Annotated in this window: 13 protein-coding genes; 4 read left to right on the top strand and 9 right to left on the bottom strand. The window is 68.4% G+C overall.

Annotated elements, in window-relative coordinates:
- Positions 1-18 precede the first annotated feature (18 nt).
- Entirely contained in the window at positions 19-579 is a 561-nt protein-coding gene (locus BLP88_RS04345; RefSeq protein WP_074587247.1) for a dihydrofolate reductase family protein, read from the top strand.
- A 353-nt stretch (positions 580-932) separates the two neighbouring features.
- Here BLP88_RS04345 and BLP88_RS18580 read toward each other — a convergent pair whose 3' ends face one another.
- The 4 genes from BLP88_RS18580 to BLP88_RS04325 form a co-directional block, all read right to left on the bottom strand.
- Positions 933-1,388 (bottom strand): CBU_0592 family membrane protein, encoded by a 456-nt coding sequence (locus BLP88_RS18580; protein WP_139163303.1) that lies wholly within the window; start codon positions 1,386-1,388, stop codon positions 933-935.
- Positions 1,389-1,578: 190 nt separating this feature from the next.
- Complete coding sequence (locus tag BLP88_RS04335) at positions 1,579-2,418, bottom strand: sugar phosphate isomerase/epimerase family protein (protein ID WP_074587245.1); 840 nt, start codon at positions 2,416-2,418, stop codon at positions 1,579-1,581.
- On the bottom strand, positions 2,415-3,629 hold the full coding sequence (locus tag BLP88_RS04330; RefSeq protein ID WP_074587244.1) for a dihydrodipicolinate synthase family protein: 1,215 nt from the start codon (positions 3,627-3,629) through the stop codon (positions 2,415-2,417). Before BLP88_RS04330 ends, BLP88_RS04335 begins: the two co-directional genes overlap by 4 nt.
- Positions 3,629-4,798: a Gfo/Idh/MocA family protein gene (locus tag BLP88_RS04325; RefSeq protein ID WP_074587242.1), complete on the bottom strand. Its 1,170-nt coding sequence runs from the start codon at positions 4,796-4,798 to the stop codon at positions 3,629-3,631. The genes BLP88_RS04330 and BLP88_RS04325 overlap by 1 nt, the downstream gene beginning before the upstream one ends.
- Positions 4,799-4,955: 157 nt before the next feature.
- Between BLP88_RS04325 and BLP88_RS04320 the strand changes: the two genes are divergently transcribed.
- Positions 4,956-6,005: a LacI family DNA-binding transcriptional regulator gene (locus BLP88_RS04320; RefSeq protein ID WP_074587662.1), complete on the top strand. Its 1,050-nt coding sequence runs from the start codon at positions 4,956-4,958 to the stop codon at positions 6,003-6,005.
- On the opposite strand, the gene BLP88_RS04315 is transcribed toward BLP88_RS04320, so the two are convergent.
- On the bottom strand, positions 6,002-6,808 hold the full coding sequence (locus BLP88_RS04315; protein ID WP_074587240.1) for a sugar phosphate isomerase/epimerase family protein: 807 nt from the start codon (positions 6,806-6,808) through the stop codon (positions 6,002-6,004). The two genes, BLP88_RS04320 and BLP88_RS04315, sit on opposite strands and share 4 nt — an antisense overlap.
- A 102-nt stretch (positions 6,809-6,910) precedes the next feature.
- On the opposite strand from BLP88_RS04315, the gene BLP88_RS04310 reads away from it, so the two are divergent.
- Together BLP88_RS04310 and BLP88_RS04305 are read left to right on the top strand one after the other, a co-directional pair.
- Positions 6,911-8,623, top strand: coding sequence for a helicase HerA-like domain-containing protein (locus BLP88_RS04310; RefSeq protein WP_175453486.1), 1,713 nt, complete (start codon positions 6,911-6,913; stop codon positions 8,621-8,623).
- A 336-nt stretch (positions 8,624-8,959) separates the two neighbouring features.
- Entirely contained in the window at positions 8,960-9,904 is a 945-nt protein-coding gene (locus BLP88_RS04305; RefSeq protein WP_074587661.1) for a hypothetical protein, read from the top strand.
- Positions 9,905-9,998: 94 nt separating this feature from the next.
- On the opposite strand, the gene BLP88_RS04300 is transcribed toward BLP88_RS04305, so the two are convergent.
- The 4 genes from BLP88_RS04300 to BLP88_RS04285 all read right to left on the bottom strand — a co-directional run bounded on the left by BLP88_RS04300 (position 9,999) and on the right by BLP88_RS04285 (position 15,573).
- Positions 9,999-10,832 (bottom strand): endonuclease domain-containing protein, encoded by an 834-nt coding sequence (locus tag BLP88_RS04300; protein ID WP_074587236.1) that lies wholly within the window; start codon positions 10,830-10,832, stop codon positions 9,999-10,001.
- A gap of 168 nt (positions 10,833-11,000) precedes the next feature.
- Positions 11,001-12,980 (bottom strand): NHL domain-containing thioredoxin family protein, encoded by a 1,980-nt coding sequence (locus tag BLP88_RS04295; protein ID WP_074587235.1) that lies wholly within the window; start codon positions 12,978-12,980, stop codon positions 11,001-11,003.
- Positions 12,980-15,160 carry a bifunctional copper resistance protein CopD/cytochrome c oxidase assembly protein gene (locus BLP88_RS04290; protein ID WP_074587233.1) on the bottom strand — a complete coding sequence of 727 codons (2,181 nt, stop codon included), beginning with the start codon at positions 15,158-15,160 and terminating at the stop codon, positions 12,980-12,982. Before BLP88_RS04290 ends, BLP88_RS04295 begins: the two co-directional genes overlap by 1 nt.
- A gap of 128 nt (positions 15,161-15,288) precedes the next feature.
- Positions 15,289-15,573 (bottom strand): HU family DNA-binding protein, encoded by a 285-nt coding sequence (locus BLP88_RS04285; protein WP_070350644.1) that lies wholly within the window; start codon positions 15,571-15,573, stop codon positions 15,289-15,291.
- Positions 15,574-15,918 lie beyond the last annotated feature (345 nt).

Genomic DNA, 15,918 nt, shown 5'->3' with positions numbered 1-15,918 from the left:
ACGGCGTACCCTCAGCTCATGGCCAAGCTGATCTACACCGCCATCATGTCCCTGGACGGCTACATCGCGGACGCTGACGGCAACTTCGACTGGAGCGCCCCGGACGAGGAGGTCCACGGCTTCGTCAACGAGCTCGAAGGCAGGTCCGGCACCTACCTGCTCGGCCGCCGGATGTACGAGGTCATGGCGTGGTGGGAGGATCTGGACACCTCCGGAGAACCCCAGGCCATCAAGGACTACGCCGGGATCTGGCATGCGGCGGACAAGATCGTGTACTCCACGTCCCTGGAGCAGCCCTCCACGGCGAGGACGCGGATTGAAAAAGCCTTCGACGCCGGAGCCGTCCGGGCGCTGAAAGAGTCGGCCGAGCGGGAACTCTCCATCGGCGGTGCCGGGTTGGCGGGGCAAGCGGTCAAGGCCGGGCTCGTGGACGAGTTCCGTTTCTTCCTCAGCCCCGTCACGGTGGGCGGCGGCAAGCGGTTCCTGCCGGACGGAGTCGGGCTCCAGCTCGAACTGCTGGAGGAACGCCGCTTCGGCAACGGCGTCGTGTACGTCAGCTACCGGAACAAGGACGCGTAGTCCCGGGTTTCCGTTGACGATTCTGCTGGATCACCCGGCCGGGCCGGCTTGAACCGCCCGGGATTGCGCGGTCACAGGCGATCGCAGCCGGAGTCATCCAGCAGAATGTGCGGCGGGGAGCCTCGTGGAGCGCGTCCGACATCTGCTGCCGTGCCCCTGCCAGGGATTCAGTGTTGCCCTAGATCTTGAATTGAGCCATGTGGACCGGTGCGCTGGGTTTCCCGTGGCGATTCTGCTGGATCACCCGGACTGGCAGGACGCCTCGCCCCCAAACCACGCGGACGCGAGCGGGCGGCCGGGAGGTGATCCAGCAGAATGTGGAGCGGGACGCCCGGGACAAGCAGAAAAAGGCCTTACGCCTCCGCGGGCTGCGGGGACCCCTGGCAGGCAGGCACCAAGGGCACCGAGGCGGTGACGACCGGTACGGGGTGTGCCGGGGCCGCCTGCACCGGCGCCTGCACCACCGGAATCGAGGCGGTCACCACGGGAACGGGGTGCGCCGGGGCCATCGGCGCCACGGCTTCCACCGGTTCGGCTTCGGGAGCCTGTCCCGCCCGGGACGCGGCGCGCTGCATGCGGACAAGCGCCACCGCCGAGATCACGAACCAGGCGACGTTGGTCACCACGGACGGCCAGGCGCCGTAGTAGGACCCGTTGATGATGAAGGCGACGGAACCCACGAGGTTCGCCGCTTGGAAGCGCCGGCCGGCCCGCAGCCAGCCCATGGAAACGGAGAGATAGGACGCCAGGATCGCAACTGCGCCGCCCCAACCTGCGATGTCCAACCACAGTCCCACAATGTTGTCCATTTCCGGCGCAGGATCCGCTCCCTTGCCCGACACCACTTCCCCGGAAACGGAAGTGCGACACCGATAAGAAACGTTCGAGAAATGAACGCTACGATCAATGCTGGAGGCTCCCCTTGCCCGCCGTCAAGGGGACGCCGAGAGGAATTAATCACACGGTGCCGCACCTCTGGAAGCGGGCGTTGAAAACGGCTCAGGCGAAGGGCAGGACCAGCTCCGCGTAGCGCTCCTTCATGGTGGCCAGCACGGCGTCGCCGTCGGCGTCCCAGATGTCCTGGTTGAAGATTTCCACCTCGATGTCGCCGCTGTATCCGGCGTCCCGCACCCAGCTGCCGATCGTCGCGAAGTCGATCACGCCGTCGCCCATCATGCCGCGGGACAGCAGCGCGTCCGCGGCGATCGGGAGGTTGAAATCGCACACCTGGTACGAGGCGATCCGCTGCTCCCGCCCGGCCCGTTCGATCTGCGCCTTCAGCTCCGGGTCCCACCACACGTGGAAGGTATCCACGGCCACCCCGACGGCGTCAGCCGGGTACGGTGCCGCGAGGTCCAGCGCCTGCCCGAGCGTGGAGATCAGTGCCCGGTCCGCGGCGTACATCGGGTGCAGCGGTTCGAGGACCAGCCGTACCCCGTGCTCGACGGCGAACGGCACCAGTTCCCCAAGCCGGTCCGCCACCCGCTGCCGGGCCGCCACCACGTCCTTCTCACCGGTGGCCAGGCCGCCGACGACGAGGAACAGTTCGCGCGTGTCCAGTGCCACCGCTTCGAGGACGGCATCGCGGTTGTCGGCGAGCGCGGCCGCCTGCCCTTCGGCGTCGGCCGCTGTGAGGAAACCGCCGCGGCACAGCGAAGAGACCCGCAGCCCGGCGTCCTTGATCAGCCGGGCCGCCTTATCCAGCCCCGCCTCGTGCACCCGGTCCCGCCACGGCCCGATCGCCGGGATGCCCGCCCGGACGCAGCCGTCCACGGCCTCGGCGAGGGTCCACTTCTTGGTGGTGGCGGTATTCAGGGAAAGCCTGCTCAGGTCACTCATGCACCCACCCCGTTGATCCGCAGGAAGTCGGACATGCGGAACGCGGCGAGCGCCGGATCGCGCAGCAGCCCTGCCTGGTCCGCCAGTTCGAAGGTACGGGCCAGGTGCACCACGGAACGGCCGGAGTGCAGGCCGCCGACCATCTGGAAGCCCGGCTGCTTGCCGTTGAGCCAGGACAGGAAGGCGATGCCGGTCTTGTAGTAGAACGTCGGTGCGCTGAAGATGTGCTTACCGAGCTCCCGGGTGGAATCCAGGATGGCGCGCGCTTCGGCGGCGTGGCCGGCGTCGTACTTCTGCAGGGCCACCGAGGCGGCCGGATAGATGGCCGCAAAGATGCCCAGCAGCGCGTCCGAGTGGTGCGTGCCGTCGCCGTCGATCAGTTCCGGGTAGTTGAAGTCGTCCCCGGTGTAGAGCCTGACGCCGGCCGGCAGCTGGGCGCGCAGCGCCACCTCGTGCGCAGCGTCCAGCAGCGAGACCTTCACGCCGTCCACCTTGTCCGCGTGCTCCCGGATGAGGCCGAGGAAGGTGTCGGTCGCCTGTGTCACGTCGTCGGAACCCCAGTACCCGGCGAGCGCGGGGTCGAACATAGTGCCCAGCCAGTGCAGGATGACGGGCTGCTCCACTTCCCGCAGCAAGGTGGAGTAGACGTGCAGGTAGTCCTCCGGGCCGCGAGCAACGCGGGCGAGGGCACGCGAGGCCATGAGGATCACCTTGGGCCCGGCTTCGGACACGATGGCGATCTGCTCGCGGTACGCGTCAAGCACGGCGTGGATGCCGGCGGCGCCGCCCGGCAAGGCGTCCAGGTCCAGCTGATCGGTCCCGGCGCCGCAGGCGACGAGGTCGCGGACGGACTTGCCCGCCGTCGCGGCATTCCCCGCGGCCACCACAGAAGCGGCCTCGGCGCCGGAACGCTTGATGAGCTGCTGGGTCGCCGCCCAGTCCAGCCCCATGCCGCGCTGCGCGGTGTCCATGGCGTCGGCCACGCCCAGGCCATAGGACCAGAGCTCGTGGCGGTAGGCCAGGGTGGCGTCCCAGTTGAGCTGTGCCGGGGCTCCGGGGGTGTTGTCGGCGGAGGCTTCGGGGATCACGTGCGCCGCGGCGTAGGCGCGCCGGGACGTCAAAGGTGCGGACGGCCTGGCCCAGGACGTCGCGGGGCGGACCGTGTAGCGGCGGGTGCCGCCGTCGGCGTCGGGAAGGATCAGGGACGTCATCAGAGCACGATCTCCGGAATGTCGACGGTACGGCGTTCGGCGGAGGACTGGAGGCCGAGTTCGGCCAGCTGCACGCCGCGGGCGGCGGAAAGCAGGCCGAAGCGGTGCTCCCGGCCGGCGACGACGTCGCGCAGGAATTCCTCCCACTGCAGCTTGAAGCCGTTGTCCAGTTCCGCGTTGGCCGGGACGTCCTGCCACTGGTCGCGGAAGGATTCGGTGACGGGCAGGTCCGGGTTCCAGACCGGCTTGGGGGTGTGGGCGCGCTGCTGCGCAACGCACTTGTTCAAACCGGCGACGGCGGAACCGTGCGTGCCGTCCACCTGGAACTCCACCAGTTCGTCGCGGTAGACGCGCACGGCCCAGGAGGAGTTGATCTGGCCGACGACGGCGTCCCCGCCCGGGGTCTCGAGTTCAAAGATGCCGTAGGAGGCGTCGTCCGCCGTGGCCTGGTATTCCTTGCCGGCCTCGTCCCAGCGGACCGGGATGTGGGTAGCGGTCTTGGCGGTGACGCTCCGGACCTTGCCGACGATGCCTTCCAGGACGTAGTTCCAGTGGCAGAACATGTCCGTGGTCATGCCGCCGCCGTCTTCCTTGCGGTAGTTCCAGGACGGGCGCTGGGCTGCCTGCACGTCGCCTTCGAAGACCCAGTAGCCGAACTCGCCGCGGATGGAGAGGATGCGGCCGAAGAAGCCTTCGTCCACCAGGCGGCGCAGCTTCACGAGGCCGGGCAGGTAGAGCTTGTCGTGCACGACGCCGGCGGTGACTCCGGCCTGCTTGCCGATCCGCGCCAGTTCCACGGCTTCCTCGAGGGTCTCCGCCGTGGGCTTCTCGGTGAAGATGTGCTTGCCGGCCTGCATGGCCTTCTTCAGGGTGGCCGCGCGCAGGCTGGTCATGGAGGCGTCGAAGATGATGTCCACGGAGGGGTCCTTGATCACGGAATCCAGGTCCGTGGTCCACTCGGCGATCTTGTGCTTCTCGGCAAGCTCGCGGATCTTGGCCTCGTTGCGGCCCACCAGGATCGGCTCCACCTGGACGCGGGTGCCGTCCTCCAGGGTGAAGCCGCCGGCGTCGCGGATCGGCAGGATAGAGCGCAGCAGGTGCTGGCGGTAGCCCATGCGGCCGGTGATGCCGTTCATGGCAATCCGGATGGTCCTGGTTTCGAAACCCATGTGTCCTCCAAAAGTTCTCGGGATTAGTTGGAAAGCGCATTCCCAGTCGTTCCAGTGTGCACGCGGACAGCTCCCTTGGCAAGCGCTTTCCCGAGCCGGCCTCAAAACTGCCATAATGGGCGGAGCCCCCATGAGCCCCCATATGGAAAGGAACCCCGTGGCCGCAAGCACCTTGGCCGAAGTGGCAAAACTCGCCGGCGTCTCCCCCGCCACGGCCTCACGGGTCCTCAACGGTTCCGCCCGCACACCCGGGGCCGGCATCGCCGAACGGGTGCGCCAGGCCGCCGAATCCCTCGGCTACGTGGCCAATGCCCAGGCCCAGGCGCTCGCGAAATCCAGCACGGGCCTCATCGGGCTGATCGTCCACGACATTGCCGACCCCTACTTCTCGGCCATCGCCCGGGGCGTCCAATCCGCGGCACGCCAGGAGCGCCGGATGGTCCTGCTGGCCACCACCGACGGCACGCCCGCCGGGGAAAAGGAGGCCGCCGCCGCTTTCGCCGCCCGGCGCGCGGACGCGATCGTAATCGCCGGCTCCCGCTCAACCCGGGCGGAGGACTCTGCCGCCAACGGCGAACTCGCCGCAGAGCTCGAACGCTACTGCCGCAACGGCGGCCGGCTCGGCGTCGTCGGGCAGGGGATCATCGGCTTGCCGGAGACGGAGGGCTACCGGACGCTGCCCGTGCCGAACGAGGAGCTGGCCCGCGGGCTGGCGGCGGAACTGGCCGCAGCGCACACGGGGCCGTTCGTGATCGTGGCCGGCCCGGACGGCCTGGCCACGTCCGACGAGCGGGTCCGCGGCTTCCAGCGCGGCCTGGCGGAGGCGGGGCGGGAACCGGCGGAGGTGCTGCACACGGCCTTCAGCCGCAACGGCGGGTTCGACGCCGGAACGCAACTGGCCGGGCGCCCCGGCGATCGGGGCGGGCGGCCGTGCATCTTCGCCGGGAACGACGTCATGGCGATCGGGATCGTGGCGGCGCTGCGCGAGCGGGGCCTGTCGGTGCCCGGGGAAGCCGCCGTGGCCGGCTTTGACGACATCGAATGGCTCCGGGATTTCCGCCCCGAGCTTTCCACGGTGGGGCTGCCGCTGGAGGAAATCGGCCGGAGGGTGACGCTTGGCGCCCTGTCGGACCTGCCCGCGGAGGACGATGCCGCCTCCGGAATCACCGGCACCGTCCGCCTGCGCCGGAGCACGGAAACCGCCTAAACGGCGCCGCTTCGCGCAGCTTGAAGGGCGCCGATCCAGCGGCGCAGCGTCGCGGCGTCGCGGAGCAGGATCTCCGGGCTGTCGTCCGCGACGAACTCGAGCATCACGTCAAGGTCCCGGCCGCTGCTGCGCGCAATCGCGAGCGCCTCACGCCACAGGTCCTCGCGGGCGTCCAGCGGCAGGCGTTCGGCCTGCGGCCACCAGGAAAAGCAATGGATGCCCATCAGCCGTGGGAGCAGGCTCCGCAGGGCGTCGAGCGCCTCGGCATCGGACACGCCGACGGCGGGCTGCCAGTAGGTGCCGACGTTCGGCCGCGCCACCCGGCCCAGGAGTTCCAGGGTTCCCTCGACCGTGCTGGTGAGCGAGCGGTTGTGGAATTCGAAGGCGAGCTCGACGCCCTGGCCGGCCGCAAGGGCGGCGATCCGCCGGGTGTCCTCCACCACCGCAGCCCAGGTGCCGGCGTCGGCCTCGTGGGGCTCAAGGCTCCCGGCCCAAATCCGGACGCGCGGCGCTCCGATCCCGGCGGCGAGCGCCAGCGTGGCTTCGAAATCCCCAAAGGTGCCGGCGCGGTAGTAGGACCCCAGGGAGAGGACCCGGAGGCCGGCGTTGGCGCAGGCCTTCCGTGCGCGGGCGGCCGCGGCGGCATCCGGAACGTGGACGTCACTGCCCCATTCGATGCCTGCCAGCCCCGCCTCTGCGGCAAGGGCCGCCACGTCGTCCACGCTGTGGGAACGGAGCGTCACGGAGCACAGGCCCGGACTCAAAGTGCCGCTCAGTGCGGCGTTTCGGGTTTCCGGGTCCATGGTTTGTCTCGCAGTCTGTAGGGGGCGAAGTCTGATCCAACGTTAGTTGGAATGCGCTTTCCAAGCAATCTTTCCTCCCGGTCGCAGGACTAAGCTGTGCGCATGGCCAACAAGACAGCTGCAGAGAAGCTCGCCACCATCCAGCAGGGCTACACCCTGGAGGGCGCCACCATCGAACTCGGGGCCGCAATTGTGGACGGCGAAGTCCACAAGGAAGCACAGGTCCGCCTCCCGCTGTCCATGATGAACCGGCACGGTCTGGTGGCCGGCGCAACGGGCACCGGCAAGACGGTCACCCTGCACATGATGGCCGAACAGCTTTCCACCGCGGGGGTTCCGGTGTTCCTGGCGGACATCAAGGGCGATCTCTCGGGGCTGGCCACGGCGGCAACCGCCAGCGAAAAACTTACCGCCCGCACCGTGGCCCTGGGCCAGGACTGGTCGGGCCGGAACTTTCCGGTGGAATTCCTGGCCCTCGGCGGGGACGGCAACGGCATCCCGGTTCGGGCCACCGTCACGTCCTTCGGCCCCATCCTGCTGTCCCGGATCATGGAGCTCAACGACACCCAGGAATCCAGCCTGCAGCTCATCTTCCATTTCGCGGACCAGAAGAACCTGGAACTGCTCGACCTTAAGGACCTGCGCTCCGTCATCCAGTTCCTCACCTCGGCCGAAGGCAAGGCCGAGCTGGAGAACCTGGGCGGACTCTCCAAGGCGACCGCGGGCGTCATCCTGCGCGAGCTCGTGGGCCTGGAGGCGCAGGGCCTGGAGAAGTTCTTCGGCGAGCCCGAATTCGATACCGCCGAACTGCTGCGCACCGCCCCGGACGGCCGCGGCGTCATCAGCTGCTTGGAACTGCCCACGCTGCAGACCAAGCCAATGCTGTTCTCCACGTTCCTGATGTGGCTGCTCGCGGACCTGTTCGAGGAGCTTCCCGAGGCCGGCGACCTCGACAAGCCCAAGCTGGTCTTCTTCCTGGACGAGGCCCACCTGCTCTTCAACGGCGCGTCCAAGGCTTTCCTCGAGGCCATCACCACCACTGTCCGGCTCATCCGGTCCAAGGGCGTGGGCATCTTCTTCGTCACCCAGACCCCGAAAGACGTTCCGGCCGACGTCCTGGGCCAGCTGGCCAACCGCATCCAACACGCCCTGCGGGCCTTCACCCCCGAGGACGCCAAGGCGCTGAAAGCCACGGTCTCCACCTTCCCCGTGAGCGACTACGACCTCGAGGAAACCCTCACCTCGGCCGGTATCGGCGAGGCCGTGATCACCGTGATGAACGAACGGGGCGCACCCACACCGGTCGCCCTGACCCGCCTGCGCGCCCCGGAATCGGTCATGGGCCCCAGCAGCGCCGAGCTCGTCCGAAGCACCGTGGCCTCCTCCGCCCTGCTGGTCAAGTACGGAACGGCCGTGGACAACCTCTCCGCCTACGAAAAGCTCAGCGGCAAGGCAGCGGTGCCCACCGGCGCCGCCGCACCCGGACTGCCTCCCGTGCCCGCGAGCACCACCGCATACGACATCGACGCCGAGGCCCGCCGCATCGAGGAGGAAATCCTGGGCCGGCCGAGCAGCCGCCCTGCGCCCCAGGCTCCTCCGTTGGAGGTGCCCCCGGCTCCCGCCCCTGAGCCGCGCCGTGCCGGGACGCGGAGTTCCGGGACGCAGCACGACGGTGGCGGGCTGGGCGATCTGACAGGCGCCTTGGGCGGCGCGCTCGGCGGCGGATTGAAAAGCATGGCACGCTCCCTGGGCACGCAGCTCGGGCGCGAACTCATGCGCGGCATCTTCGGGAATTCCTCACGCCGGCGCCGCTGAGCGGCGGGACCCCGGCTGCGGAGCGTCTGGCGCGGCCCGGGAGCCGGCGCCGGCTTCATATTAAGCGGCCACCCAGGCAGCTGACCTCCGGGCCGGAGGGCCGCCGTTCCCGGCTGCGGCGGCCGCCGTGTTCCCCTGTTCAGGCGCCTGTTCAGGCGCCCGGCGTCAGCTGACAACGGCACGGTCCAGCCGCCGTCGGGTGCTTGATTTTCCGGTTTTTCCGGCCACGCGCACCGGCAGCGTTTAGGAGTTTAGGGGGGCCCGGCAGGTAACGTAAGGGACGTGCAGCTCAGCCAAGCCTTCGTCAAGACCGCAGCCGGATGGCTGCTCGGTCTGATGCTTGCTGTCGCCGCATGCATCGTTGCAATCAACCTGGTGAGCAACACCGTGGCGAGTCCGCAGCAGCCGGTCCGCGATTACTTGGCGGCCATGAAACGGGGCGACGGCGGCGCGGCGCTGGGCCTTCTGAAGGCCTCGGTCCCGGGCGGAAACGCTGCCATGCTGGACGGCACGGCCTTGCAGACCGCGGCCTCGAAGGTCTCCGACGTCAAGATCGGTTCCCCGGTCTCCCGCGGCGGGAAACGCGTGATGGTTCCCCTCGATTACACGATCGACGGCAACCAGCAGCACACCGAGTTCCTCCTGGAGCGCACGGCCACGGAATGGCTGTTCTTCGGCCACTGGGAGTTCGTGCCGTCCTCCCTGCCCACCATTGACGTCACAGTGGTAAACGCCAGCGAGGCGAACCTCAACGGCGTGCCGGTGAACCTGCCCGAGGGCCGCAACAGCTTCGCCGTGTTCTACCCGGGCCAGTACGAGGCCAGCCTCAGCGAGGAATACTTCACCGCCATCCCGGTCCACACCGCGGTGACCAGCAACGACTCCGGGCAGACACCCCTGAACCTCCTGACCCGGACCACGGACAGCCTGAACGACGCCGTCGCGGCGAAGGTCAAGCAGTACCTGGACAGCTGCGCCCAGGAGGCCACCAGGCAGCAGCGCCTGCAGCCGGACTGCCCGTTCTACCACGTGACCAACAGCCCCATCGAGCCGGGCACCATCCGCTGGAAGATCACCCAGTACCCGAAGGTCAGCATCGAACCGTTCGCCGGCGGCTGGGCCGTGGCGCCGCTCGACGGCAAGGCCCGCGTGACGGCGAAGCAGATCGACCTGTTCACCGGCCAGGTCAGCACACTCAACGAGGTCCAGGACTTCAGCTTCACCACCCGCCTGGACATCGGCGAGAACAGCATCGCGGTGGTCCCGCAGGTGAGCTACTAAGCGCCGCTGACTGAAGTGGCCCAATTTTCGGGACGTCGACCGCGCCAAGCCTGGATGCGCCGGGAAAATCCTGGCAATACGTGGGCTACTTCAGTCAGCCGTGGCGCAGTGACCCCGTCCGCAGTACTTCCCTCACCTCAGCGAGCATCGTGTCTGGCGCATGCACGATGTCGTCGTAGAAGTACCTAAGGACGAGAAAACCCTGCAGAACTGCGGCATTGTCCCTTCGCCGGTCCTTCTTGAACTGCCGCGGATCAAGATGGAAGGCCAAGCCGTCCAGTTCCACGATGAGGAAGCCTTCCAGCAGGAAATCCACCCGGCCGATCCCGTCGATCCATACCTGCGTTTCCACCCGGATGCCGGCGTCCCGGAAGAGCACACGCGCCAGGGTTTCAAGGAGCGAGTCGGCTCCCCGGTCCACCTTCGCGAGGACATTGCGGGCTTTCCCGCAGCGCCTCCCGGGCAGGTGACCGAGTAGCCACGAAAGCTCGATGTCTCCCCGGTTGACAGCGCACTCCACCATCACCAGCGACTCAAGGGCCGGCAGGCAAAGCAGGCTGTGCAGAAGGACGTCCGGAAGGGCAGCAACGGGTTCGTCCAAGGGCCACTGGACGAGCGCCGCGCGGTGGCTGACGAAATTGCCCGTTCGCCTCCCGTTCGTGTGCCAGTAATGCGGCTTGGCGGGTTCGTGCAACAGCCACAGCCCGTATCGTTTGCCGGCGGAGATGCACGTGAGCAAGGCCCGTGACCGTCTTGCAGCAACGAACTCAGGATCCGCCCCGGGGAGCGCCAGCAGGCCACGCTCCAGCCGGAGGATCCGCTGGTTTCGTATGGCGGTCCTGATGGCCGGGCTGCCGATTCCGTTGGCGATAAGCAGGCTTGTCGGGGCCACACCGCCAGCGCCCCTGAGAATTTCCGTCGGCTCCATTTGTCCACTGTGGGCACAGGGAGAGGCCACCTGTTGGGAAGAACCGGCGTATGTGGAAAAGCTGACCGACTGAACCAGCCCGCTTTTTGGACCCGACCTTCAGCAAAATGGCCCGGTTCCCGCCCCCAACGGGCAAGAACCGGGCCACTCCAGTCACGCTAGAGCCGCTCAGTCCATTCCGCGCAGGTCCAGCACCAGGTCCGTGTCGCCGTCGGCCTGCAGGACCACCGGGATGCCCCAGTCCTGCTGGTATAGGTGGCAAGCGGCGTGGTCCGGGATTTCGCCGTCCTCGGTCTCGGGGCCGTCGCAGGCCGCGGCGCGCGCCGTGATGTGCAGGACACCCTCGGCCACCTCGGAGGACAGCTCCAGCGTGCGCAGCAGGCCCACGGAGGTGCCGCCGCCGGATACCAGCAGCTCCGGCGGGGTGGAGGAGATCTTCAGCTGCGTGGGATCGCCCCAACGGTCGTCCAGCTTCTGTCCGGTGGGCGCGGTGAAGCGAACCGTGAGTTCGAGGTTGCCGGGGGCCACCGGGCTCTTGGGCCGCTGGGTCTGCGAGGCACCCTCGTCCACCTGCTGGGCTTCCTTGGGAATCGGGACCAGGACCAGCTGGTGCTTGTTGGATTCCACCACCACCAGGAGCGGCTCGCCGCCGTCGGGATGGACCACGACGACGTCGCTCGGCTCTGCGAGGCCGCGTGCCAGGGTGGACACGGTCTTCGCCGCGGGGTCGTAGCGGCGCACGGCACCGTTGTAGGTGTCGGCGATGGCCACGGAGCCGTCGGGCAGGACGGTGACGCCCAGCGGGTGCTGGAGGCGGGCTTCGCCGGCCTCGCCGTCACGGAAGCCGAAGTCGAACAGGCCCTTGCCGATGGCGGATTCCACGGTCACGCCGCCCGACTCCCCGAGCACCAGCCGGCGCAGCGCGGAGGTTTCGGAGTCGGCCACCCAGATGTCCCCGGCGGAGTCGATGGACAGGCCGGAAGGCTGGGCGAACCAGGCTTCCTCGGCGGGACCGTCCAGGAGTCCTTCCAGGCCCGAGCCGGCAAGGATGGACACCTCACCGGAAACCGGCTCGAACGCGAAGATCTGGTGCGTGCCGGCCATGGCGACGACCACGCGCTGCAGCTTGTCGCTCCACACCACGTCCCACGGCGAGGACAGCGAAACCCCGGTGCCGAGGCCCAGCACGCCCACGTCCACGGCGTCGCCGGCGAAATCGGCCGGACCCTCGTGGTGGGCGGGGGAAGCCCATTCGGCGGCACCGGTGGCACTCACCCGGGCGGGGCCGGCGTCGAGCAGCCGCTGGATGCCGTTGCCGGCCACGGTCTGCACGTAACCGGAACTCAGGGTGACACCGCGCAGGCGGTGGTTCACAGTGTCGGCAACGACCGCGTCATAGCCGAGCTTCCAGGCAAGCTCGGAGGGCAGCACAGCCACACCCTGCGGCTCGTTGAACTGGGCGAGCTCGGCCTGGCCATCCAGGTAGCCCTTGGTGCCGGAACCGATGACGCGCTCCACGGTCTCAAGGTCGGGGCGCAGCTCCACCAGGCGGTGGTGGCCGGAGTCGACCACCAGGTAGTTGCCGTTCTCCAGCGCCGTGGCCTTGCCCGGGAAGCGCAGCGTGCCCGACGTCGGAACCGGCGCCACGTACGGGCCGTCGCCGCGGTGCAGGGTGCCCTTGGCCTCGTGTTCGGTAACGAGTTCCTCCAGCAGCACGGCGAGACCGCCGGAGTGGCCCTCACCGGACAGGTGCGCCACGATGTAGCCCTCGGGGTCCACGACCACCAGAGTCGGCCAGGCACGGGCGGTGTAGGCCTTCCAAGTGGCGAGCTCCGGGTCGTCCAGCACGGGGTGATGGATTTCGTAGCGCTCCACGGCCGCGGCGAGGGCCACGGGATCGGCCTCGTGCTCGAACTTGGGCGAGTGCACGCCCACGGTCACCAGCACGTCCGAGTACTTCTCTTCGAGCGGGCGCAGCTCGTCCAACACGTGGAGGCAGTTGATGCAGCAGAACGTCCAGAAGTCCAGCAGCACGATCTTGCCGCGCAGGGCTTCCAGGTCCAGGTTCTTGCCGCCGGTGTTGAGCCAGCCGCGACCCACCAGTTCGGAGGCCCGGACCCGGTGTTGGGTGCGTACGGATTCGCTCATCAGCGTCCTTCCAGCTTTGTGTCGGGGTCGGCCTGCTTCGCGGGCCGTGGTGCGTGTTCGGTTTGTGCAAGCTTGGCGTCGCGGTCCGCGAGCCGGGCAAACATGTCGTTGTAAGCGTTGAGTTCGGCGTCGTTATTCCGCTCGGCCGCGCGGTCCCTCCGCCGGGTCTCGCGTTCGTCTGACCGGGACCACATAACCGCGACGCCGATCGCCACCAGGAGCGTGGGCACCTCGCCGATCCCCCAGGCCACGGCGCCGCCCAGTTGCTGGTCCGCGATCGCCGAACCGCCCCAGGTGCGTCCGAGGTTGCCGAAGTAGTCCGCGGCGAGCAGGCCTGTGCCGCCCATGATGGAGACGCCGAAGAAGGCGTGGAAGCCCATCGTGGCCAGGAGCAGCAGGAGCCGCATCGGGTACGGTGCGCGGCGCGGCAGCGGGTCCGTGCCGATCATGGTCAGCACGAAGATGTACCCGGTGAGCAGGAAGTGCAGGTTCATCAGCTCGTGGCCCACGTGTTCGCGCATGGCCCAGCCGAAGGCATCCGAGTGGTAGAAGATGACGATCGACCCGGCGAAGTTCGCGGCGGCGAACAGCGGGTGCGTCACCAGCTGGGAGAACTTCGAGTGCACGAACACCAGCAGCCACTCCCGCAGGCCCCGGGAACCGTCCCCGCGGCTTCCTTCGCCGCGTGCGGGCAGCGCACGCAGCGCCAGGGTGACGGGTGAGCCGAGCACCAGGAACAGCGGCGCCACCATGGTCAGGGCCATGTGGTCCACCATGTGCATGGAGAACAGCACCATGCCGTAGACGGCCAGCGGCCCGGAGGTGATGTAGGTCAGGACCGCCAGGCCCACGAGCCACACCACGGTGCGCAGCCATGGCCAGGAATCTCCCCGCCGGCGCAGCTTGGCCACGCCCAGGAGATAGGCCACCGCGGCGAAGACGGCCACGGTCACCCAGATCCAGTCGAAGCGCCATTCGCTGAGCATGCGTTCGGGGGTCAGTTCCGGGGGCAGTTCGTAGCCGGAGAGGATGAACGACGGCGACGCGTCCGGCGCGTACGTGGTCGGTTCCGGCGGTGCCGAACGGCCCAGTGCCACGGCGAGTCCCGACGTCGCGCCCATCACCAGCAGCTCAACAAGGACCAGCTGCCAGAGCACCCGGCGGGCGGACATGCCGCCCCGGCCCAGCTGCGGGATGACCCAGCGGCGGTGCATGAAGCCGATGCCGCCCAGGAGCAGCGTGGCGAAGGCCTTGGCCAGGATCAGCTGGCCGTAGGCGGAGCCGGTGAGTACCTGAAAGGTGGTCACCCGGATGCTGGCGTTAATGACGCCGGAGGCGAAGACCAGGAAGAATGCGAAGCCGGCCAGGCCCGAGAAACGGCGGAGCGTCTGTTCGGTGGCGTCCTTGCCGCCGGAGGCTTTGCCGGCCAGGATGCCCGAGAGGACTGCGAGCATGATGATGCCGCCCACCCAGGTGGAGACGCCCACCAGGTGCAGGCCGAGGGAGTTGATGGCGCCGCCGTGGTCGCTGGAGCTTGAGGAGTGCCCGATCAGCGCGGTCGGCACCAGCCCGCACAGCGCCAGGACCAGGGTGCAGGCAAGTCCCGCCAGGGAGCGGACGCCAAAGAGGATGGTGGTGACTACCGCGGCGATGATGGTGACCGCAAGCCAGGCCTTGCCGGTCTCGATATCGGTCATGAAGTAGACGAGCGAACGCGTGAACTCGGCGTCGCCCGAAATGCCCTGCCCCGCGATGTCCGCGTAGCTGAACACCAGAACCGCGACGGCGGAAAGGGTCCAGACAGCGCCCGCGGCCGCCGCAACGGCCAGAGCCCGGGTGAAGGCCGGATGCTCCGGCGCCTCAGTCTCCTTGCTGCGGTGCCCGGGAAGGTGGCGCGGGAGGATGCCGACGGCGAAGATCAGCCCGCCGACCACCGTGGCCAGCGCCACGTTGTGGATCGCCTTGCTGACCGGCAGGCCCCACCGGACCAGGGCGCCGGGGTCGGAGACCTGCCGTGCTCCGGCAGCCCCCGAGAAGAGCAGGGCGCCGGCCAGGGCGAGCAGCAGCACGCCGATGCCGGCAAGCTGCCATGGGAGGCTGATGCCTTGTGCCGTCCCCGCACCTGCCGCTGCCTTGGGAGCGGGCTGGGGGGCTGTGGCGGAGGTTCTTGCTTGTGGCACCTATCCATTGTCCGCCAAGGCTGCCGAGGCCGCGAATCGGCGCCCGGCGGCCGGGCACGTGGAGAGCGTTAAGTGCGGAAGGCGGCAGGCCAGGGGCCTGCCGCCTTCGAGGCGTTCGCCGAAGTGCCTTACTTCTTGGCGACAGCTGCCTTCAGCTTGGAGCCGGCGGTCAGCTTGACGCTGTGGCCTGCTGCAATCTGGATGGTTTCGCCGGTCTGCGGGTTGCGGCCGGTGCGTGCGGCGCGGTCGGTGCGCTCGATGGCGAGCCAGCCCGGGATGGTGATCTTCTCGCCGGCGGCGACAGAAGCCTCGAAGACCTCGAAGAGGGCGTCGAGCACGCCGTTGACGGCAGCCTGGCTGGTGCCAGCCTTGCCAGCAACCTCTGCAACCAGTTCGCTACGGTTCTTAGCCATTGTTGTCCTCCTGGACTGTACGAGTCTCGAGCTCACGCGCGGTGTGCGCACGAGCCACTGTTCGAAAACTTACCAGCTTGGGCGGACACGGCCAGCAAATTCCGCGTGTTTCCGCGCTTTTTTGACCAAATTCACTGGATTTCCGGGGTTTTTGCCGGGTTCGGCGGACTGAACGCGGCTGCCCCGCCTTCCCGGAGGGGGACTGTGGGTGACCCGGCCGGCGGGTCGTCTTGCCGTGGTGTTGTTAAATGAGGGAGGCCCCCGGACGTGTGTTCGGGGGCCTCGACCTGTGAATGGTTGTCCGGCGGTGTCCTACTCTCCCACACCCTCCCGGGTGCAGTACCA

Source organism: Arthrobacter cupressi (genome assembly GCF_900099975.1).
In the GTDB taxonomy this organism is placed as follows: Bacteria; Actinomycetota; Actinomycetes; order Actinomycetales; family Micrococcaceae; genus Arthrobacter; species Arthrobacter cupressi.
Note: the sequence above shows the minus strand (reverse complement) of the source record. Positions and strands in the feature narration are given on the sequence as shown.